The 21223-nt window shown below is 41.1% G+C and carries 13 protein-coding genes; 2 read left to right on the forward strand and 11 right to left on the reverse strand.

The genetic code is table 11. The features are described from left to right. Positions 1–43: 43 nt before the first annotated feature. From BN8899_RS05845 to BN8899_RS05885, 9 genes are all read right to left on the reverse strand, one after another. Entirely contained in the window at positions 44–2368 is a 2325-nt protein-coding gene (locus tag BN8899_RS05845) for a S9 family peptidase (RefSeq protein ID WP_082986921.1), read from the reverse strand. Next, the gene (locus BN8899_RS05850) at positions 2365–4704 is read right to left on the reverse strand and encodes a S9 family peptidase (RefSeq protein WP_065218685.1); all 2340 of its coding nucleotides are present in this window, start codon (positions 4702–4704) and stop codon (positions 2365–2367) included. The genes BN8899_RS05845 and BN8899_RS05850 overlap by 4 nt, the downstream gene beginning before the upstream one ends. A 16-nt stretch (positions 4705–4720) precedes the next feature. Then, the gene (locus tag BN8899_RS05855) at positions 4721–7057 is read right to left on the reverse strand and encodes a S9 family peptidase (protein WP_065218686.1); all 2337 of its coding nucleotides are present in this window, start codon (positions 7055–7057) and stop codon (positions 4721–4723) included. A gap of 86 nt (positions 7058–7143) precedes the next feature. Continuing rightward, positions 7144–8808: a PKD-like family lipoprotein gene (locus tag BN8899_RS05860; protein WP_065218687.1), complete on the reverse strand. Its 1665-nt coding sequence runs from the start codon at positions 8806–8808 to the stop codon at positions 7144–7146. 11 nt (positions 8809–8819) lie between these two features. After that, positions 8820–9569 carry a DUF4843 domain-containing protein gene (locus tag BN8899_RS05865; protein WP_065218753.1) on the reverse strand — a complete coding sequence of 250 codons (750 nt, stop codon included), beginning with the start codon at positions 9567–9569 and terminating at the stop codon, positions 8820–8822. Between the two features lie 11 nt (positions 9570–9580). Further along, positions 9581–11089 (reverse strand): RagB/SusD family nutrient uptake outer membrane protein, encoded by a 1509-nt coding sequence (locus BN8899_RS05870; RefSeq protein ID WP_065218688.1) that lies wholly within the window; start codon positions 11087–11089, stop codon positions 9581–9583. A 13-nt stretch (positions 11090–11102) separates the two neighbouring features. Continuing rightward, on the reverse strand, positions 11103–14531 hold the full coding sequence (locus tag BN8899_RS05875; RefSeq protein ID WP_082986924.1) for a SusC/RagA family TonB-linked outer membrane protein: 3429 nt from the start codon (positions 14529–14531) through the stop codon (positions 11103–11105). A gap of 256 nt (positions 14532–14787) precedes the next feature. Next, entirely contained in the window at positions 14788–15969 is a 1182-nt protein-coding gene (locus BN8899_RS05880; protein WP_065218689.1) for a FecR family protein, read from the reverse strand. A gap of 156 nt (positions 15970–16125) precedes the next feature. Further along, on the reverse strand, positions 16126–16641 hold the full coding sequence (locus BN8899_RS05885) for a GNAT family N-acetyltransferase (RefSeq protein WP_065218690.1): 516 nt from the start codon (positions 16639–16641) through the stop codon (positions 16126–16128). Positions 16642–16989: 348 nt separating this feature from the next. Between BN8899_RS05885 and BN8899_RS05890 the strand changes: the two genes are divergently transcribed. Next, positions 16990–18168 (forward strand): OmpA family protein, encoded by a 1179-nt coding sequence (locus BN8899_RS05890; RefSeq protein ID WP_065218691.1) that lies wholly within the window; start codon positions 16990–16992, stop codon positions 18166–18168. Between the two features lie 55 nt (positions 18169–18223). Here the strand turns inward: BN8899_RS05890 and BN8899_RS05895 are convergent, their stop codons facing one another. Further along, complete coding sequence (locus BN8899_RS05895; RefSeq protein WP_018339404.1) at positions 18224–18775, reverse strand: RNA polymerase sigma-70 factor; 552 nt, start codon at positions 18773–18775, stop codon at positions 18224–18226. A 107-nt stretch (positions 18776–18882) separates the two neighbouring features. Then, positions 18883–20280, reverse strand: a complete 1398-nt coding sequence (locus BN8899_RS05900) for an alkaline phosphatase (protein WP_065218692.1) — start codon at positions 20278–20280, stop codon at positions 18883–18885. 221 nt (positions 20281–20501) lie between these two features. Between BN8899_RS05900 and BN8899_RS05905 the strand changes: the two genes are divergently transcribed. After that, the gene (locus BN8899_RS05905) at positions 20502–21194 is read left to right on the forward strand and encodes an iron-sulfur cluster assembly scaffold protein (protein WP_018339406.1); all 693 of its coding nucleotides are present in this window, start codon (positions 20502–20504) and stop codon (positions 21192–21194) included. Positions 21195–21223 lie beyond the last annotated feature (29 nt).

Genomic DNA, 21223 nt, shown 5'->3' on the forward strand with positions numbered 1-21223 from the left:
TTAATCTTTTACTGGATTTACATTATAGTACACATACAATACATTATCTTTCCAAAAAGTAATTCAAATCCCCCTGATAATCCGCCGAGGCATCCCCCAACAGATGTTTAGCAAAATGGAACCACAACTTGCGTTCAAAGAACTCTTCCGCCTCACCGGAGAATCCGTGAGAATTACCGGGCAACACGAGCATATCGAAGTTCTTCCCCTCTTTAATCAAGGCATCGACCACTCGCAGGGTATGTGACGGATGCACCGTGCGATCCATATCCCCGGTCACGATCAACAATCCTCCCTTGTAATTTTTCGCCAATTCCTGGTTCGTCTTGCTCCGGGTTTCAAAAGTGATTTCTTCCCGTTCGTTTCCCGCACTGTCTTTTACCACCTGCTTTTTCTCCTTCACGCCATAGTGAATTTCAACAAATCCCTTGTTGTAAATATTATTATCGTGATTCCCTGCCGAAGATACCGCTGCACTGTAAAAATCCGGATAAGTCAACAATGCCGCCGTGGACATAAACCCACCACCGGAATGACCGAATATTCCCACTTTTTTCACGTTAATAAAGGGGTAACGTTGTGCCAATTGCTCAATCGCATATTTATCGTCAGCCAAAGGATAATCCCGCTGGTTACCGTACCCGTAAGTATGGTAATATTTCCCCCGCATAGGCGTTCCTCCCCGGTGTCCCATGGATACAACAATAAAACCGACTTGAGCCAAACGGGTATTCATGTCATCGTTTACCGTGAAACGGGTTTGCACGTATTCAAAGAAAGGTCCCGGGTAAACGGACGAAATAATCGGGTAAGTTTTCGTGGAATCAAAATCCGCCGGTTTCCACATCACGCCATAAATGTCCGTCACCCCATCTGCCGCCTTCACTTTAAAACGCTCGGGCTTCTTCCAGCCGAAAGCATAAAGGCTTTCCAAATCCGCCTTTTCCAACTCAACAATCACTTTACCTTTCCGGTCACGTACCACGTTCACGGGCTCCATATCCACCCGTGAATAACTATCCACGAAATACTTGCTCGACGGGGATATATTCACGTTATGGGAAGCATTCTCCGGGGTCAATAATGTTATCGCGTTAGTTTTATCCAAGTCGGCACGATAAAGGACATAATAGTAAGGATCGATCTCTTTCTCCTTGCCCAAGCCTATAAAATAAATTTGCCGGTTTGTCGTGTCGACCTTCATGATCGGTCCGGCAACCCATGACCCGGAAGTAACTTGATTTTTCAAGTTTCCATCCTTATCATACAAGTAATAATGCCCCCACCCATTACGTTCGGAACGGAAAAGAATCTCGTTCCCGTCATTCAAAAAATGAATGGCACGCATTTGATAATCCAGATAGGGCTTGTCAATCTCATGAATCAACACTTTCACCTCTCCTGTTTCCGTATCTACCACGCAAATCTCGCACTCATCCCATGTCCGCTTATAACGTTGGAAATAAAGCCGTTTTGCATCTTTACTGGCATACAAGATGTCTATATATTGATCTTTCCATCGATCTATATTAATCTTTTTCACCTCACGGGTATCGGCATCACCGATCAACAACTCGAACTGAATCACGTTCTTATCTCCCGCCAACTCTGCCTTATACGTCTTCAAGCGAGGACGGGGGTTCGCCAGCGCATCAATCAACCATAAATCACTTACTTCGCGGGAATCCTCCCGGATAGCGTAAAACTTGTGCCCCGTCTTAAACCATTTGGCAGAACATCCCATGCGTTCGTCCAATTCGCCTTCGTCTTCCCGATTGAACGTGAAATAACGCTCCCCGTCGGCAGTCAATTGCACTTCAATCGTGTCCTTCCCTTTATTCGGGTTCCCCACGATATAAAGATTATTGCGTTTAGCAAACAGCATATAGGAACTATCCTGACAATAATACATCCAGTAAGGATTATAATTGGTTTGTCCCTTTTGTTTTTCCGCCAACTTCAACTCTTTCGTGTTGATATTATAGGTGAAATCCTTCCGGTCAAACCAAAAACGAATTGTTTCACCATCCGCATCGAAAGTAAAATCCAGGTCCAGATCCTTATGATTATATCCCTTCCTCGTGATCTCGCTAATCTTCATCAACAATTCCGCGTTATCGAAAAGCAGACGTTTCTCTTTTTTAGCCGGATCGACCAAATAATAGTTTTTTCCTTCACTCGTGCGAAATGAATACCAAAAACGATCCGTGTTATTAATATAACGTGGACTTACTTCCAGGCTATTCTTCGTCAGAGGCACTTGTGTTATGCGCCGGAAGCGCTCGGCAAGCTCATAATTCGCTTTTTGCTGCCCGAACGCTCCAACGGTAACAAGTAAAAATAGACCGAATAAAAAATTCTTTATCATCTATCAGCTTTCTTGTATTGTTCAATCTCATAATAATAATCCCCGGTATCATCCCCAAGCAGGATACGGGCAAAATGGAACCACATCTTATGCTCGTAAAATGTATTCTCCGCCCCACTGAAACCATGATTCGATCTCGGTAAAATGATCATATCAAAATTTTTGTCTGCTTTAATCAACGCATCGACCATACGCAACGAATGAGCCGGATGCACGTTATCATCCATCCAACCGTGAATCAACAACAGACCGCCTTTATATCGTTTCGCCAGTTCCATATTCGTACCCACCTTGAATTTAAAGGTCGATTCCGTCCGGTCGCCATTCACGCTATCCTTGATCACCTTCTTTTCTTCTTTCACCCCGTTGTGAGTTTCTCCCCACCAGTGATTATAAATTGTATTGTCATGATTTCCCGCGGAAGAAACAGCTGCCTTGTAGAAATCCGGGTAAGTACAGATAGCAGCAGTAGACATAAATCCTCCCCCGGAATGACCGTAGATACCGACTTTCGTCGCATCGATAAAAGGATAACGGTCAGCCAATTGCTCTATAGCGTATTTGTCATCCGCTAACGGATAATCCCGCAATCTTCCATGACTGTAAGTATGATAGAATTTTCCCCGCATAGGTGTTCCCCCGCGGTGCCCCACGGCAATCACGATAAAGCCCAATTGAGCCAAACGGGTATTATCATCATGAATCAACCGGAATTGTGTCGGCACGTATTCATAGAATGGACCGGGATACACGGAAGAAATAATCGGATAAACCTTCGTCGAATCAAAATCAAATGGCTTCCACATCACCCCGTATAGGTCTGTCGTTCCGTCGGCTGCCTTTACTTTAAACCGTTCCGGAGCCTTCCATCCCATCTCTAGAGCCCGGCGAATATCAGGTTTCTCCAATTCCATGATTTCTTTTCCTTTTCGGTTTCTCAACACGATACGGGGAACCATATCCACTCGCTCGTAGGTATCCACGAAATATTTAAAAGATTTCGAGAAATGTACCTGATGATTCGTGTTATCAAAAGTCAATTGTGTCAGACTTTCCGGTTTGTCAATATTCACCTTACACGGGGTATAATAATACGGGTCGATATTTTCGTCTTTCCCCAAAGCGTAGAAATAAAGCGTACGTCCCACGGTATCAATATCCGAACAAGGACCGGCAACCCATTCCCCAGAAGTAATAGCATGTTTAAAATTCCCTTCGTTATCATAGAGATAATAATGTCCCCAGCCTGTACGTTCTGAACGATAGATAATATCCTTCCCGTCATTCAAGAACATAATATTTGCCATCTTGTAATCCATAAAAGGTTTGTCTATCTCGTGGATTAACACTTTCACCTCTCCCGTAGTAAGATCGGCAACGCAAACCTCCTGTTCGTCAAAAGCCCGGGTCTTCCGTCCGAAATAGATCTTATTACCGTCCTTGGAGGTATAAAGCACATCTACATACTGGTCTTGCCAATGATCAATATCGATCGTTTTCACCTCTTTTGTTTCCACGTCGATAACCGTCAATTCGTATTTTTCCAATTTCTGATCGCCTGCCATAGAATACTTGTATGTTTTCACTTTAGGACGGGGAGTTTCCATCACGTCCACCAGAAACAATTCATCCACGTGCTGGGTATCCTCACGCAAGGCATACACTTTCTTGGAATCTTTCATCCACACGGCAACGGGAGCTGCCGGGAATGTATCCGTACCAACCTCTTCTTCTTCCTTGAAATAAGAGAAATATTTCTCGCCATCTGTCGTCAATTGCACGATCGTGGTATCTTTCCCTTTATCCTTATTTCCCATGACATATAGGTTATGACGTTGGGCAAACAAAATATAAGTGCTATCCGGTGAATATTTTTTCCATGATTCCCCGAATCCCTTATGAATAACCGTATCTAATTTCGTTACTTCCTCCGTTTTCATATCATAACGATACTTATGCTTTTCGTAATCGAATGTGAAAGAAGTACCTTTTTTATCAAACTCTAATCCTTGAAACATAAAATTTTTTGCGTCACACACCTCGTGTGTTTCTTTATTCAGAAACCCGAATAACTTCTCCGTGTTAAACAGCAAACGCTTCTCCCTCTTCTCCGGATTCACGTAGTAATAACGTTTCCCTTCCTCCGTCGTGAAAGAGTACCAAAAGCACTCCCCATCATTGATATACATGGGATATATACTCATACTGTTTCTATCTGCCGACCGGAAGTTTCGGCTAGAGAAACGATCTGCAAGTTTAAAATTAGCCTTTTGTTGCGCGCATACAGAACTTCCTGCCACCACCAACAAAAGCATGATGATATATTTTGTCCTCATTTTCAATCCTCCATTTTCAATTTTCAATTCCCTTGTATTCCTCGATGTTACCGTAATGATCGGCAGTGGTATCACCTAACAGATATTTAGCAAAATGATACCACAACTTCCGTTCAAAGAACCTATCCGCACTCCCGTAACCATGAGTCTTGCCCGGCAATACCAGCATATCGAAATTCTTTCCGGCTTCAATCAAGGCATCCACCATCCGCAAAGTATGAGCGGGATGCACGTTCTTATCCATATCCCCGGTCACGATCAACAAATGTCCTTTCAAATTTTTAGCCAACTCCATATTCGTGGGCACCTTCACGCTGAACTTTGAAACCTCATGATCTCCGTTCACGCTATCTTTCACCGTTTCCTTCGTTTCTCTCACGCCATGATGAATCTCCACCCAACCATTATTATAGATATTATTGTCATGATTACCGGAAGAAGACACCGCGGCAGTATAGAAATCAGGATAAGTACACAATGCTGCCGTTGACATGAAACCTCCGCCGGAATGCCCGAAAATACCTACTTTCGTTATATCGATATAAGAATAACGATCCGCCAATTGCTCGATCGCATATTTATCATCAGCCAAAGGATAATCCCTCAAATTTCCATACCCGTAACGATGATAAAACTTACCCCGCATAGGGCTTCCTCCCCGGTGTCCCATGGACACCACGATAAAGCCGAGTTGAGCCAACTTCATGTTATAGCTGTCATCCAAACTAAAAGACGTACTCACGTATTCAAAGAAAGGTCCCGGATATACAGATGAAATAATCGGGTATTTCTTGTTCGGGTCAAAGTCTGCCGGTTTCCACATGATCCCGTGCAGATCAGTCAATCCATCGGCAGCCTTCACCACGAAACGTTCCGGTGCACGCCATCCCATCTCGTAAGCCCTCCGGATATCTACCTTTGCCAAATCCTTAATAATCACTCGCCCGTTATTATCCTTCAAAGTAAATCTTGGTTCCATATCCACCCGGGAATAGCTATCCACAAAATATTTCCGGGATTTAGAGAACTCCGCCTTATGTTGCCCGTCTTCCGGGCTCAACAATTTCACCCCTTCACGATCAATATGAGCCTTCACCACTTGATAATAGTAAGGATTCATCTTTTTATCATACCCGTGTGCGTACAAGTAAATTGTTCTACCCACCGTATCGATAGCTGCAATCTGTCCGGCAACCCAATCACCGGAAGTAATCGTATTCTTCAAATTTCCATTACCATCATAATGATAATAATGGGCCCATCCGGTACGCTCCGAACGGTAGAGAATATCATTCCCCTCGTTCAAGAAAACGATATTACGCATATGATAATCGATATAGGGCTTATCTACCTCGTGAATCAGCACTTTCACTTCTCCCGTTTCCGTGTTCCCCACGCACAATTCCACTTCGTCCCGCACCCGGCTATAACGTTCAAAGAATATCTTATCTCCTTTGTCCGTCACGTATCTTACCTCGGCATCTTGATCCTGCCAGCGCTCGATATTAAAATCTATTACTTTCCGTTTGTCTACATCAATCACCGAAAGTACCCACTTCGACAAATTCTTATCTCCCGCCATATCATATTTGTAGCGTTCCAATACAGGTTTCGGCTTCGCCAACACATTGATCACCGCCATCTCGTCAGAATTCCGATTATCTTGCCGCAAGACATAGATTTTATTCACTTTCTTGAACCAACGTCCTGCCATGGCTTCCTCATCAGATACCGTATCCTGACCATTTCGGGCATAGGAGAAATAACGCTCCCCGTTCGTCGTCAACTGAATCTCTGTCGTATCCTGCCCTTTATATTTATTCCCTCTCATGTAGAGGTTATGATTCTTCGCGTATACAATATAGTTGCTGTCCGGAGATAAAGACATCCACGTGTACATTACCATGTCCTCCTTCTTCTCCTCTTTCGGCAACTCCTTTACCTTCTTCGTTTTCATATTATACTCGAAATTCCCTCCTCCCAACGAAAAAGTCATCTTTGACATATCCTTTGAGAAATCTACATTTGAAAGTTGCAGATCTTTCTCGTTATATGCCTTCCGGGCAATACTACTCACCCCTTGCGCTATATCCGTATTCTCGAAGAGCAATCGCTTTTCCGCTTTCTCCGGATCAACCAAATAATACATCGTCCCCTCGTCCGTCCTAAACTCAAACCAAAACTTCTCGCCACCATGAATATAATGCGGTACCACCCGCATACTATTCCGGGCAGCAATCCCAGATAAACCCATTTGAGTAAATCTTTCTGCCAACTTGTAATTTGCCTTTTGTTGAGCATTTCCTCCCAGATAAGCAACAAGTAATAATAACGACAATACAATTCTTTTCATACAAATTATTTACACATACGAACGATAGAAATAACTTGAAGGGGTATTTTCCCCCCTTCAAGAATTCAAAATTTTAAAATACTACATTAATACAAGTTATAAGATCCCGGATTATAGGGATTCCCAAATTTATAGATCAAATCAGCAATCTTCCCAAATCCATCCTTATGATACAACTCTGTTAATTTAGCCTGATGATTTTCAGCATCGTATGCGACTTCATACACGTATATCTCCCCAGATTTTAATGCCACTGCAAGGTGTGCATTATTTGTAACTTTCCCATAATCTTTTACTGCCATATGTATGATTTCTGAATTAAATGTCGGCGCATTTACAATCGCCACATTTGACTTATCTTCATAATAATCAAAGCCATACAATCTATTACCGGAAGCAATTACAAGCAATTTCTTCCATGGCAACACAGTTGCACACTGGTAACTTGCCATTATTCCTGCATCCAATAACCCATATGACTGACTTGTTATCTCAATCTTATGCCCTGGCGTATAACGATTAACCTCTGGTTCCACAGTATAATAACTCCAATAATAACTTCCGCTTCGATTCAAAATTGAAAGGTAAACGAGAGGATCATAATAAGATGCCTGCCCTGCCCAAGCATGAAATATATATTCTCCATTTATATTTTTAAAGAACGACATATCTACACCATCACCTATATTATCACTTAATTCCACGTAACTACTGATGTAATTAGCTGCATTAATACCGAAATTACCATTATAATATCCACCGACATTTCCATCGTCACGAACAGCAAAAAACGTATTATCCTCTCCGACGCCTAGAAAAAAATTAGCAACATCGTAATAATTTCCACCACCTTTCCAATATGGCAATAATTCTTTCACTTTCTTATTATTAAATGATGGTTCACTCAAATAACGTCCAGAATGCAAATCGGTTGATACAGACATTACGGCTGAGTAAACATAATCGTCAGCATTTAACAGCCATTTTCCACCCCAACTAAGTACTGCATCCACCGGATCAAAATCTACCGGGAAACCATTCAAGAACTCTTCAGCAGGGCTCCCCACCTGTTGCAATGCATTTCCATCCAATTCAACATATCCCCCATCATACAACACCATAATTTCATCCTCAATCTCTAAATTAGCATAATCAACAAATGGGAAGTTTTCGACTAATTTACGTGGTTTCCGACCTAAATTTGGAGTTACATTCATATCCGTTCCAACATAAATAACTGTATCCACATACGTAACTTTTCCATCGTCACCCACGATCTGTTTTGTTTGTAGTTTCGATAAAATTACAGACAATTGTGTTTCTCCTGAAGCAGATTCCGCCAGCACCAACCATCCATTTTTCCATGAGGTGACAACAGTTACCTCAATTTTTTTGCTAAAGGTCACTCCAGTTTTATTATCTGTTGCTGAAAAAATCAAATTATGCTTCCCCAATACTTCTGCAGTATAGGTATAATCTTTTGTGTCTGCAAGTTTTTTCATTTCATCTACATCTCCCAAATACCAAGCATAAGTGGCATCTGGATTTAATGTATCAATCGAAAAACGCACCTTAGGTTCCAATAACTGACTCTCTCCCGGATATAACGTATACGAGTCTTGAATATTGGATACTCCCTTACTTATCCAATTATCAAAATCATTTATATCCTTATAATCATAATTACTTTTATCATCTAAACAGCCAAAGACTAATAAAAGCATACATATCCATAAAAAACTCTTTTTCATAACATTTCATTTTAACCTACAACTGGAATTATAATCGGATTTCCATTTTCATCGGACAAAGGCTTTCCAGCATTCGCGGGATCATCATTATAATCTTGAACACGATATTTCAAACGGAGTGAATATTTTTTCAATATTGCGGTATCCTCTCCGTCAAAAACAATATTATCTTTCGCCAACTCTTCCAGAAACATTGAATATTTTACTTCAGAATAACTTCCTAAATAATAAGTTTCTGCGATATTATATACATTAGCATATCCATAACCACCATTTAATTCCGTCCACCATTTAGGACGTTCTAGTTTATCTGATACTTGAAATATTGCCCGCCTATAATTAAGTTCCCCCTCCTTTACTTTATCATTTTCATCAATTTTTAAAACCAAACGGTATGCTTTCTCCGCTAATATCGAACCATTATAAAGAGTGATTTCTATCGTATCCCGATCTTGTCCAGCAGGAAATACACATTTCTCCGGTAATTCATAAAGGTCTGCAGGCAAAGTTGTCATCTCTTCATCTATAGATATCGTGTATTCACGATTTTCCCTTGCCCATACCCCTACCGCTTTTACCGGCACTTTCCAAGTCACAACCCCAGTCGGGTAAGCTCTAAAAGACAAGATTACACTATCTTTTGTTGCATCTGCCTCAAAAGAAACGTACAACGAATTATCGGAATATTCCATAATCCCCTTCTCTTCACAAGAAGTTAACATTCCAATACATATAAACAGTAAAATAATATATTTCTTCATAACTAAATCCATTATAAATTAGTTTCTCCATCAGGAAGAGGTATAACAAATACTTTTTCACTTGCTGCAATAGAAGACCTATCCCCTGGGATATCTTTATTCAGACGTTTATAAATATAAAATGTCTGTCCTTCCCCTATCCAATCCCGACGCATATCATTAATCAAAACATTCATAAAATCATCATTCGATAAAGCATTATCTACAGCTAACATGGAATTATCCGAGACTTTCAATCCACGCCCCTGTTTTACTAACTTCAAATATGACTTTGCCTTGGTCAATCCTTCGTCACCCTGAGCAGCAAGTATTTCTGCAGCAATATAATACACCTCACTCATCCGTACAAGCGGAACCATTGTATTAGATATGTTTATATAGGAACCGGACTTTTCTTCATCGTATTTTTTAAACCGATAATAATAATGGTAATTATTCATATCTTCAATCCAGTAAGTAAAACGCCTATCATTACTCTGCCATACTCCATTCCTCTGGGACATATCTTCCCCAAAATAATTACCTTCGACATTACATATCTCCAGATAGTGCTGATCACGTGTATTTTCAATCCGGTTTACGGTACTATATATCTTTGATAAATCAATAACATGCAATCCCCAGATCACGTCCGAATAAAATTTTATATCACCATTAGATGCATTATTTCTAAATGGGAATGCACCTTTCGTTGTTACAAATTCAATAACCTCATTTGCTTGCTCTAATGCTTCATTCTCTTTCTGTGCATATAAATATACCCGAGCCAACAAAGCTGTTGCCGCCCAATAATTTAATCGATAACCTCTTCTAGTCAAAAATGTTGATTCTCCGGATCCCGGAATATCAAATACTCCCTGGGTAAACGTATTTGCAGAATCCACTTTCCAAAGTAACTCTTTAGCTGCTTTCAGATCTTCTACAATTGCAGTCAAACATTCATCTACAGTTTTAAGTTGAGACACATAAGAAGGATATTCCTGCACGTATGGAACAAATTTCCGATTTCCAGGATTCGTAATAGGAGCGGGAGCGTATAAACGCAACATATCAAATTGTAAAAATGCCCGTAATGCCAACGCTTCCCCCCAAATAGCAGATTTCTCTCTGTTTTTCGCATAAAACATATCTGGATCTGCATTCCTTATCTGCTGAATTAAGTTATTACAATTTGCCACAACATAATAAGTCTCTTTCCACATCGCCTCCAACACCGGTTTCAGATTCTTATTCTCCCATTCGTATGCAGCTGCATTTTCTAATTCGTTCGACATAGAATAAGAATAAGAATATACTTGCCCTAAAGCATCTGGAATTCCCCAAGTCAAGTACATTCCGTACATATTCTGTGATTCCATGGAATAATAAATTCCATTTAACGCATGACGGAATCCGTCCCCGGAAGCAAAAGCATCTTCTTCAGCAATCTCATCCTCTGGTCTTACATCCAACCATTCACTACAAGAAAAAAGGAAAAATGGCAGGATAATACCCCATAATAATAATTTATATCTTTTCATATTATATCATTTTCTAGAAAGTTGCACGTAACGAGAAATTTATACTTCGAGCAAATGGATAACTCGTACCTCTTTCTTGTTTAACCGTAGATAACCGGAACAATTCACTCGCTTGCACTTCAAGACGGAGTGTTTTCAAATATATCTTTCTCAACCATTCTGAATTAAAATCATAACTAAATGTCAACGCTGATAACGAAAGTACATTCTCATTTTGCACAAAACGAGAAGTAGGCAAAGTCGTACTCTCTGTACTCTTGATATCCTTCAATGGTGCTATATCCCCTGCTTTTTCCCAACGTTGCGTCAACACACGCTTATCGACATTAGCATACTCGATATCAGCATTTTCTACTAAATTAACAAGAGTCTCATTGTAGATTTGTTTTCCCCAATCATATGCAAAAGACGCAAAAAGTGAAAAATTCTTATACGTTGCGTTAAAACCAAACGACCCGCTAGCATCAGGTTCTGTATCTCCTAATGGAACTTGCTGAGAAGCTTTCCAAACGCTACTTACTTGCCCATCCCGATAAAGATATAATTCTTTACCAGTAGTCGGATCTATACCCAATGAACGTACTCCATATATTGAAGTTAAAGAAGCACCTTCTTCATACTTCATAATTGGTTTTGCATACTCCGCTGGCGTTTTATCCCAGCTCGCATTTATAGTCAAACTCTCTTCTGCATCACTATAATAATCATCTACTTGCGAGTTATAAGCCTTCAACGCATCCGAAACTTTCAATATTTTATTCACATTATGATTCAAATTTCCCCATACCGCAAAATTCCAAGTTTTTGTCCGAAGTATATCATAACGAAATTGGATATCAAATCCCTCATTCAATGTTTCTCCTAAATTACTCTTGTACGAAGAAAAACCGGAAGAAAAAGGTAAGGTTACATCTGTAATCAAATCAACAGTCTTATTACGATAATAATCAAAATCTAACGAAATCCGATCATTCAAAAAACCTAACTCAGTTCCAATATTCAATTTATTTGTTGTTTCCCACTTCAAATCTCTATTTCCCAAAGCTTTTAAAGCTGTTCCAAAACCGGAGATATACCAACGGTCAAATGTTTTATAAATAGTTGTCGCACTATAAGAAGGAAAATTTACTTTACCGGTTTGCCCGTAAGAGCCTTTTATTTTCAAACGATTTATAATAGCATTATCTTTCAGGAAACCGTAATTATGAATATTTACACCAAAACCTCCAGCCCAAAATGGAGCCCATTTTTGATCAGAACCGAACTCAGAAGAACCATCAAAACGAACAGACAAGTCTGCCAAATATATATCATTCCAACTATAGTTTGCAAGCAGCACAAAACCAATCAATCTACTCATACTTTGAGTTTTAGAAGGTTTTTCATAAATTTCCGCAGCGTAGTTCGGTGAATGATATTCGCCAGATGGAAAACCTCGATAGTGCGCTGAAGTATTTTCCGATTTATTAGAAGTAGCATTCATCACAAGCGAAGTATTAAGCGCATGAAGTCCCAATGCTCTAGAATAATAAAGCCCCACTTGCGCATCCCATTTGGTAGAGTTTCCATCCGTCGTGTAAAGATCTCCCAACAAATCGGAATTATCACTATCATCCAAAGCCGTTGCTTTGCTAGAAAGTGGATCTATAAAACGCTCACTTTTTGTTATTTCCTTAGTTACAGCGAACTGACCTTTCAAATGCAACGCATCTGTAAAAAACCAATTAAGCATAATTCGATCCGTGAACACATCCGACTTATCCCACTTATAATTATTCAATAGAGCCTCATACAAAGGATTGTTCATAGTGCTTCCATTTGACTTCCGGGAAAAATCCAATGCTCCAGAAATCAAAACTCCATCTTTATCATAAGGGCGATCATAGGGTTGCAAGTGGGCGTAATCGCTAAAATCTCCATAAGGAGAATCCGGTGCCTCTGTATATTCATACTCGATATAATTGACCACTTGCAAATTCTTGATCCGGTAATCAACATGAAAACCCAGATTAAGCACATCCCTATATGAATCTTTCATTACACCATTCTTACTACTATAACTCAAATCAAGCCCGTAACGTAAATCAGCATTACCTCCTTCTACTGACAAACTATGTTTATGGTCAAATGAATTCCGCAAAGGAATAGACAACCAATCGGTTGTAACACCTTCTTGTACTCTGACCAAACGTTGATTATAAGCATTCAAAGCTGCAGCCCAATCCCCGTTATATTTTTCTGCAGTATATAAATTAGCTCGTTTTTCTATTTCTAGTTTCTCTGCCGCATTTGCCAAATTGTAATCAGACAAATCAGGCATATTCGCAGTACCGGTAAAACTATAAGAAATAGTCACTTCTCCCGGTTTAGGTGCGACTGTCGTTATAACTACAACTCCATTGGCAGCTCTAGATCCATACATTGCAGTAGCTGCAGCATCTTTCAAAATTTGGATACTTTCTACCCTCATGGGATCCATATCATAAACCTTCTGAACGCTTACTTCAAAACCGTCCATGATAAACACCGGAAGGTTTGGATTATTTTTCAAATTAGACTTCGACAAAGCATCTGAATCCAATTCTTTCACACCAATACCGGAACGACCTCGAATATAAATTTCAGGAATAGCATTTGGGTCAGATCCCCATTTATTACTTTGCTGTATACGAAAAGAAGGATCAAAAGTTGATAATGCTTGAATCACATTGGTAGATGAAGCTTTTAATAATTGCTCCCGCTTCACAGAAACAGAACTACCAGTAAAGCTTTCTTTTCTAATATTTCCATATCCTGTTACCACCACTTCATCCAATGTTTCTGTATCAGATTCCATTTTAATAGAAATCTCTTTACTCAAATCTTTCACCTTACCCACGTTCAACTCATGCGACTTCATTCCCACGAAAGTGAAAACCAAAATCATCGTATCCCGTTTCGGTAATTCAATTTTGAATTTCCCGTCAATATCGGTAACGACTCCGACAGTTGTACCTTTCAAAAGAACTGTCACCCCGGGAAGCATCTCTCCTTTCTCGTCAACGACTTTTCCTTTCACGGTTATCTTCTTCACCTCCTCTTTCTTTTCGTCATCGGGAGTAATCACAATCAGATTGTCCACAATCTTAAAGCTATACCTAGTTCCTGCCAGACAAACCGTCAAAACCTCTTGCACCGAGGCATTCGTGAATGAACGGGTAATTCCCGTGATCCCTTTGATTTCCTCGTCGTTATACAAGAATTCGTAATTCGTCTTTTGTTTTAAAACACGCAAGACTTCACTTAAAGGCTGTTGCTCAAACTGAACAGTAATGTTCTGTTGGCTAAACGCATTTCCGCTCGAAAACGCAAAATGTGTAAGTAGCAGCATCACCATCACTAGCTTGCAGGCTAATGACCGCTTACCGCAACCGAACACGCAATTTTTAACTCTACTTCTCATTGATAAATTTATTTAGGTCATTTTTAGTACTCTTTCACTTGAAACAAGTGGGTAAAACTCTGAGAATTACCCCCCATGTTCAAGTAATTGATGTTTATTAAAAAATACTACACGCACTTGCAGTGAAAATTCACCACATAAAATACATTTCAGCTTGGTTTTAGAAAAAAATCGTGTATATTTGTCAAATCCCTTTTGGGTTTATTTTTAGTACACATTTATAAAGCCGGAGTTGCAGCTTCGGCTTTATTTTACACTATCTTTCCATCACCATAATTGTTTCACCTTTCAATTCAAATTTAATTTTTGTCGTTAAACTCAATAAATCCAACACCTTTGAAATATCAGCATACCGAGGCAAATAACCCGTAAAGTGATAACCTTTCACGGACTCGCCCAAGTAAACCACATCTATATTATACCATCTGGCTAACTTTTTCATTATCTCTTCCACTGTCTCGCTTTGGAAACGGAAATTCTCGTGCATCCAAGTTGTGTACACTTCCACGTCGACTTCCTTCACATCCACCCACCCAGCTTTAATCACAGCCTGTTGCCCCGGCTTCAAGACCGTCTGACGACCGTTCATGCTGATCTCCACTTTCCCGGATGCCAACGTGGTTTTGGAATCACTCTCATCCTCGTAGTCATTCACGTTAAACGAGGTTCCCAACACCTTCACGTTATAATTCTTACAACACACGATAAAAGGTTTGGTTGCGTTTTTTGCCACCTCGAAATAAGCCTCTCCGGAAAGATACACCACACGTTGTTCGCTATTCGCGAAGCTTTCCGGGAAACGGAGCACTGTCTGTGAATTCAAATATACATGCGTTCCATCACTCAAGGTAATTTTATATTCTCCTCCCCGGGGAATTTCAATCTTGTTGTATTGTACTTCCGCCAAAGAATCACGCCCTTGAAGATCCGTGAAAATCACTTCCTTGCCATTGTTGGCTGCCAGCGCAGAAGATAACGCCACGTTATTCAACGTATCTAACTGGTAAACCGCACCGGAAGCCACGGTCAACGTCGCCATCGGGCGTCCCGGGACGATCTCGGCAACTTGTGCGACCTCCACGACTTTATTCGTGTTCACTTTTTCATTCCGGTTCATCCACAGCGCAAGAGAAACACCTAACACTACCACAACAGAAGCTGCAATCCTGTATATTATTCCTACTCTCCTTCTGCGGCGACGAGCTACTTTCCGAGTCACTTCCATCCATGCCTTGTTGGCATCATAAGATAATATCTTACGGATGGCCTCCATTTGTAACTCCTCGTCCCGTACCCGGGCAAGAAGAACCTCGTGAGAAGCGGACTCGCTCAACCATGAATCGAGTTTTTTCCGTCCCTCATCATCAATTTCATTCCGCAAATACGCCAGTATTAAAGCGGCAATTTCATACTGATATGTTTCTTCTTTCTTTTTCATACACTATTAATACACGACCCCTCACAAAAAGGATTAAACGGAATCGCATTTTTTTCTAAAAAAAATCATTCTTGCCCCCACCCCCCACGGTAATAAGCATTTTGCCCGATTCCTAATTCCCGCATACCTTAAAATGAATAGACAAACAAAATAAACTCATTCATTTTTAAGTACGCAATAGACGAAATGCGGCATATCAACATTCCGGTAATGCTTCACGAAAACCGCCTCTTTTTTCATCCCGTTCCGTAAAGCCACATTTTGAGAGGCAATATTAGTATCCCGTATAATTGAATAAACCTTATCAAAACCAAGTTTTTCAAAGGCATATTCTTTGCAAGCAGCAGCCGCTTCCGAGGCAAATCCCCTGTGCCAAAACTCCTTTCTAAACAGGTAACCGACTTCCGGAACCTGTTTCCCGTCAAATTCCTGCAAAGTAACACCACATTGCCCGATCAGCTCCCCGGAACTCTTCTCCACTACTCCCCACAACCCGAAACCATCATTGGCATATCTCCGGAATTGCTTATCCAACCACTCTTGCACCTCCCGCTCGTTAAAAGCCCCCTCGTAAGCATACATCACTACAGGATCCTGCAATAATTTACACACGTCATCAAAATCTTCTTGAACAAGTTCTCTCAAAACCAATCTTTTTGTTTCTAGTACCATATTTAAACTTCATTATTTTACCACAAAATTAATTTTTCCGGGAAAAAATCAATCCGACATGAATATTTACAACAAAAAATATATCCAATTACAATACTATATAGTGGCGATTTTAACACTTTGCATATAATTTAATTCAAAATATCTATTTCTTTCATATTGGATATCAACGAAAAGCGCAAGCAAGCCCATGTAAATGACGCAATTCGAAAAATATAAAATATAAATGTATTATAAATGAAAATACTGTATATTTGCACCACGAAAAAACTATTATTTTTGAATTAAAAGGGGTATGATTTTATTCATTCTAAATGATTATCCCATTCACAAATTAACCAATATTGTATGAAAAGAGTATTTATTTTGTTATGCATCGCTGCATTGCCTCTTTGGGCTAGTGCCCAAAATGAAAGTAACAACTTGGGAACAGAAAAAGGCAAGGCTTGGAGTGGTTTCGTCACCAACGGTTTTTGGGACAATTGGTTCACATCCTTTAACTTCGGGGGACAAATTTACTTCGGGGAGAGTGATAGTAAAGCTAGTTTCGGGAAACGTTTGACTCCGGCTTTTGACCTATCAGTTGGAAAATGGGTATTACCAACAATCGGAGCTCGAGTTCAAGTAGGTGGATTCACGTTAAAAGGTGCAACGGCAAACGCTGAAAACATTTACGCTAAAGGTGTCCTTAAAAATGGCTACTACAAACAAAAATGGCAACAATTCAATCTGCACGTGGACGGGTTGCTCAACTTGTCAAACTGGATTGGAGGATACCGTACCGACCGTTTTTACGAGGCAGTACCCTTTGCCGGTTTCGGAATGATCCATGGTTGTTCTTCCGTGGACAACACGAAATTCATGTTTACAGCAGGATTAATCAATAAAATGCGTTTAACGGACGCCTTCGATGTTAACGTGGAAATCAAAGGTAGCCTCGTACCGCAAGCATTTGACGGAGAAGTAGGCGGATGCAAGGGAGAAGGCATTCTGGGAGTTTCTGTGGGTGTTACCTACAAATTCAAACAACGCAATTTTAGAAGAGAGAAAAAAGCTGAAACAATTTACACCGGTGTTTCCCCAGAAATGTTGAGCGCGGCAGAAGCTAAATTGGCAGAACAAATCCGTCGTGCAGACCGCTTGCAAGACGAGTTAAACCAAGCTCGCAAAGATCTGGAAGCAGAGAAAAACAAAGCAAAAACTATCAAGAACGCGCCTTTGGCTATTTTCTTCAAGATAAACAAAGCCAACCTCACGAAAAAAGAGTTGATTAACTTGGAATACTACGCTAACCTCATCAAGAGTAACCCGGGACAAGTTTACAAGGTTATCGGTTACGCGGACAAAGCTACCGGTAGCGCCGAGTTCAACCAGAAATTAAGCGAAAAACGCGCACAAAACGTGGCTGACGCTTTAATCAAGACATACGGGGTAGATGCAAAACAATTGGAAGTTATCGGTAAAGGCGGTGTTGCAAATCTTTACAAAGGAGAGGTTGAATTAAACCGCGTTGTTATCATAGAATAGACCTAATCTGTTTTTTAAACAAAAAAGGGGCTGGAGGACAGCCTCTTTTTTTTGCTCATCCCATAAAAAAGTAGAAAAAAAGCGGCATAAGGTCTTTCAGGCTCTCTTTCAGTATCTTTTTCCCGCGGGCTTTTTGTGCCTTAACAGTATTAATACTCACCCCTAGCTCTTTGGCGGCACTCTCGTTATCAAGCCCTTGAAAATAGCAGAGTTCAAACACTTTGCGGCATTCTTCCGGCAATTTGCCCACAGCGGTAGCCAATTCACGATGGACTTCCGCCAAGATGATATTCTCCTCAAAAGACTCCTCCTGTTCTTCACGGGCTAACGAAGCGATATATCTATCCCGCGACCGCAAGTTACGCATATGGTTCAAACAACCATTACGGACGGAAAGGTATAAAAAATTCTTTAAATGAGTTTCAGATTGGAATTGAGTCTTTCTCTCCAGCAAAGTAATAAATATATCTTGCACGATATCCTCGATCACCTCCTCGTCTTGCAAATACTTGGAAGCAAAATAACACAAAGAACCGTAATATTCTTTAAATACCAGTTCCACATCATTCACTTTATCACTTGTTGTTCGCACGTCACTTCTTGCCATCTTACTTACATTTTTCCATGCTACTAAAACTCAGTAAAGAAATCAATTCCAACGAGAAAAGCCTAATTAATTAATCGTAACAAAAAAGAAAAAACATCAATACCGTTTTAATATCCTGCTAATTCAATGATAACCTTGGGAATATCCGTGTTATCCAAACGTCTTTGAAAGCGCTCAGCCCCGCTACCAGTGGCATACACGGGTACCACGCCTGCCGAATGTCCGCCACTCGCCCACTTCACCCTAGCCATATCGTTCAAGACACGCACCCCCAATATAGCTATCGGTTCATCCTCGGAATAAAGATTTTTTACCATTTCCACCTCTTGCCCGGAAAACGTTTTTACATAACACTCTTTCAACCGCCGCTCATTTTCTTCCGACAAAACAACTTCCTTCCAGAAACCAAGATTCTCGGACAAAACGGCTTTTACTTCTTCCCAACTCACTTTATTATTTTTTGTTTTACGCATCTCTTTTATTTTTCCCGTCAACCGTTCCAACGATATTTTTTGGTTCCCCAGTATTTTTAGATTCAATTCATATGACCCGTCACCAAGAACAATCCCTCCCGTTTCATGATCGGCGGTAACAACAATCAAAGTTTCGTCCGGATGTTTCGTGTAAAACTGAATCGCCTCCCGGATTGCATCGGCAAAATCCACCGTTTCCCGGAACGCTGTCGCAGCATCATTCACGTGGCAAGCGTAATCGATCAGACCGCCCTCTACCATCAGAAAGAATCCCTCGTCACCCCGGTTCAAATAACCGATCGCCCCGGCAGTCATCTGTGCCAATGTCAAATCTTCTTTGCCTCGATCAATGGCATAAGGAAGCGTCGACTTCTCTCCCTCTTGTAACATGACAACCTTCGCCGCCTCTCCCGCTTTCTCCCGGAACATCTTATCTCCACGGGTAATCACGTAACCCGCCCCTTCCAGTACCCGGTAAAGATTCAACGAATCATTCGGGGAAACCGCCCGTATGATTCCCCCTCCCCCGTACAAGTCAAACCCGGCGACAGCGGCATCCTTCCCGATCTCGAAGTACATCGTCCGGCTCGGCTGGTGGGCATAAAAGGCGGCAGGCGTGGCATGATTCATCCCCACGCTGGTAATAATCCCAACCCTGCGCCCGGCATCTTTGGCTTTTCGAGCGACACTGTACAGGGGTTGCTTCCGTTCCCGGTCCATTCCAATCGTGTAATTTTTCGTTTTCTCGCCCGTGGCTAATGCTGTTCCCGCGGCAGCCGAGCACGTGACCCCGTTGAACGCGGAATAAGTAGTGGCGTAATTACGCACGGGGAAGCCCGCAAAATTCAAAGCCTTTACCCCGATCACGCTATCCAGTTCGGCAAGAAACATTTCCGTTCCGTTCACTTGATTCACCCCCATGCCGTCACCAATGAAATAAAAAACGTACTTTATTTTCACGGTATCGTCCTTGCATCCCGCCAATACAAGGAAACACGCTAACATCAATCCAACAAATAAAACTCTTTTCATCACTCGTTATTTAATTTATCAAAATTAGGCATAAACGGGCAAAATGCCAAATCTTCCGGGCACTTTTAATAATATATTATATACCAATATGTTATAATGCAAACGTATGCGCAATTATATGTTTTATAAGATATTTTTTATCCGGAACAAATGTGTTAATTTTGCCCGCGATTAGCATTTAGACGAGGTATTTAACAATATATCAATCAAAAACAAAGACAATGATTTACTCACATGAAGTACAACACATGTGTGTTGTGAAGAAAGGACCGAATCACGGTCCGGCTCCTATCCCGGAAGAAGGGAAATGGGTTCGTTCCAAAGAAATCAAGGACATTTCAGGATTAACCCACGGGATCGGCTGGTGCGCGCCGCAACAAGGAGCGTGTAAATTGACCTTGAATATCAAGGACGGAATCATCGAGGAAGCACTCGTGGAAACCATCGGTTGCTCCGGGATGACTCACTCTGCCGCCATGGCATCCGAGATTCTTCCCGGCAAGACGTTACTGGAAGCCTTGAACACGGACTTGGTTTGCGACGCTATCAATACCGCCATGCGCGAGTTATTTTTGCAGATCGTGTACGGACGCAGCCAAAGCGCCTTCTCCGAGGGTGGTCTTCCCGTCGGTGCCAGCCTTGAAGACTTGGGCAAAGGGATGCGCAGCCAAGTAGGTACAATGTTCGGCACTCGTGCCAAGGGAACCCGCTATCTTGAAATGGCAGAAGGTTACGTTACCCGCATGGGTCTGGACGAGGACGGCGAGGTTATCGGCTACGAGTTCATTCACTTGGGCAAATTCACCGACATGCTGAAAAAAGGCATCGACCCGAAAGAAGCCGTGGACAAAGCGAAAGGTTCTTACGGTCGTTTCGCAGAAGCCGTTAAATACATTGACCCGCGGCAAGAATAAATCAATTCAGTGAAAAAGTCGCAAACGAC

It is taken from the genome of Butyricimonas sp. Marseille-P2440 (assembly GCF_900091675.1).
Taxonomy (GTDB): Bacteria; Bacteroidota; Bacteroidia; order Bacteroidales; family Marinifilaceae; genus Butyricimonas; species Butyricimonas synergistica.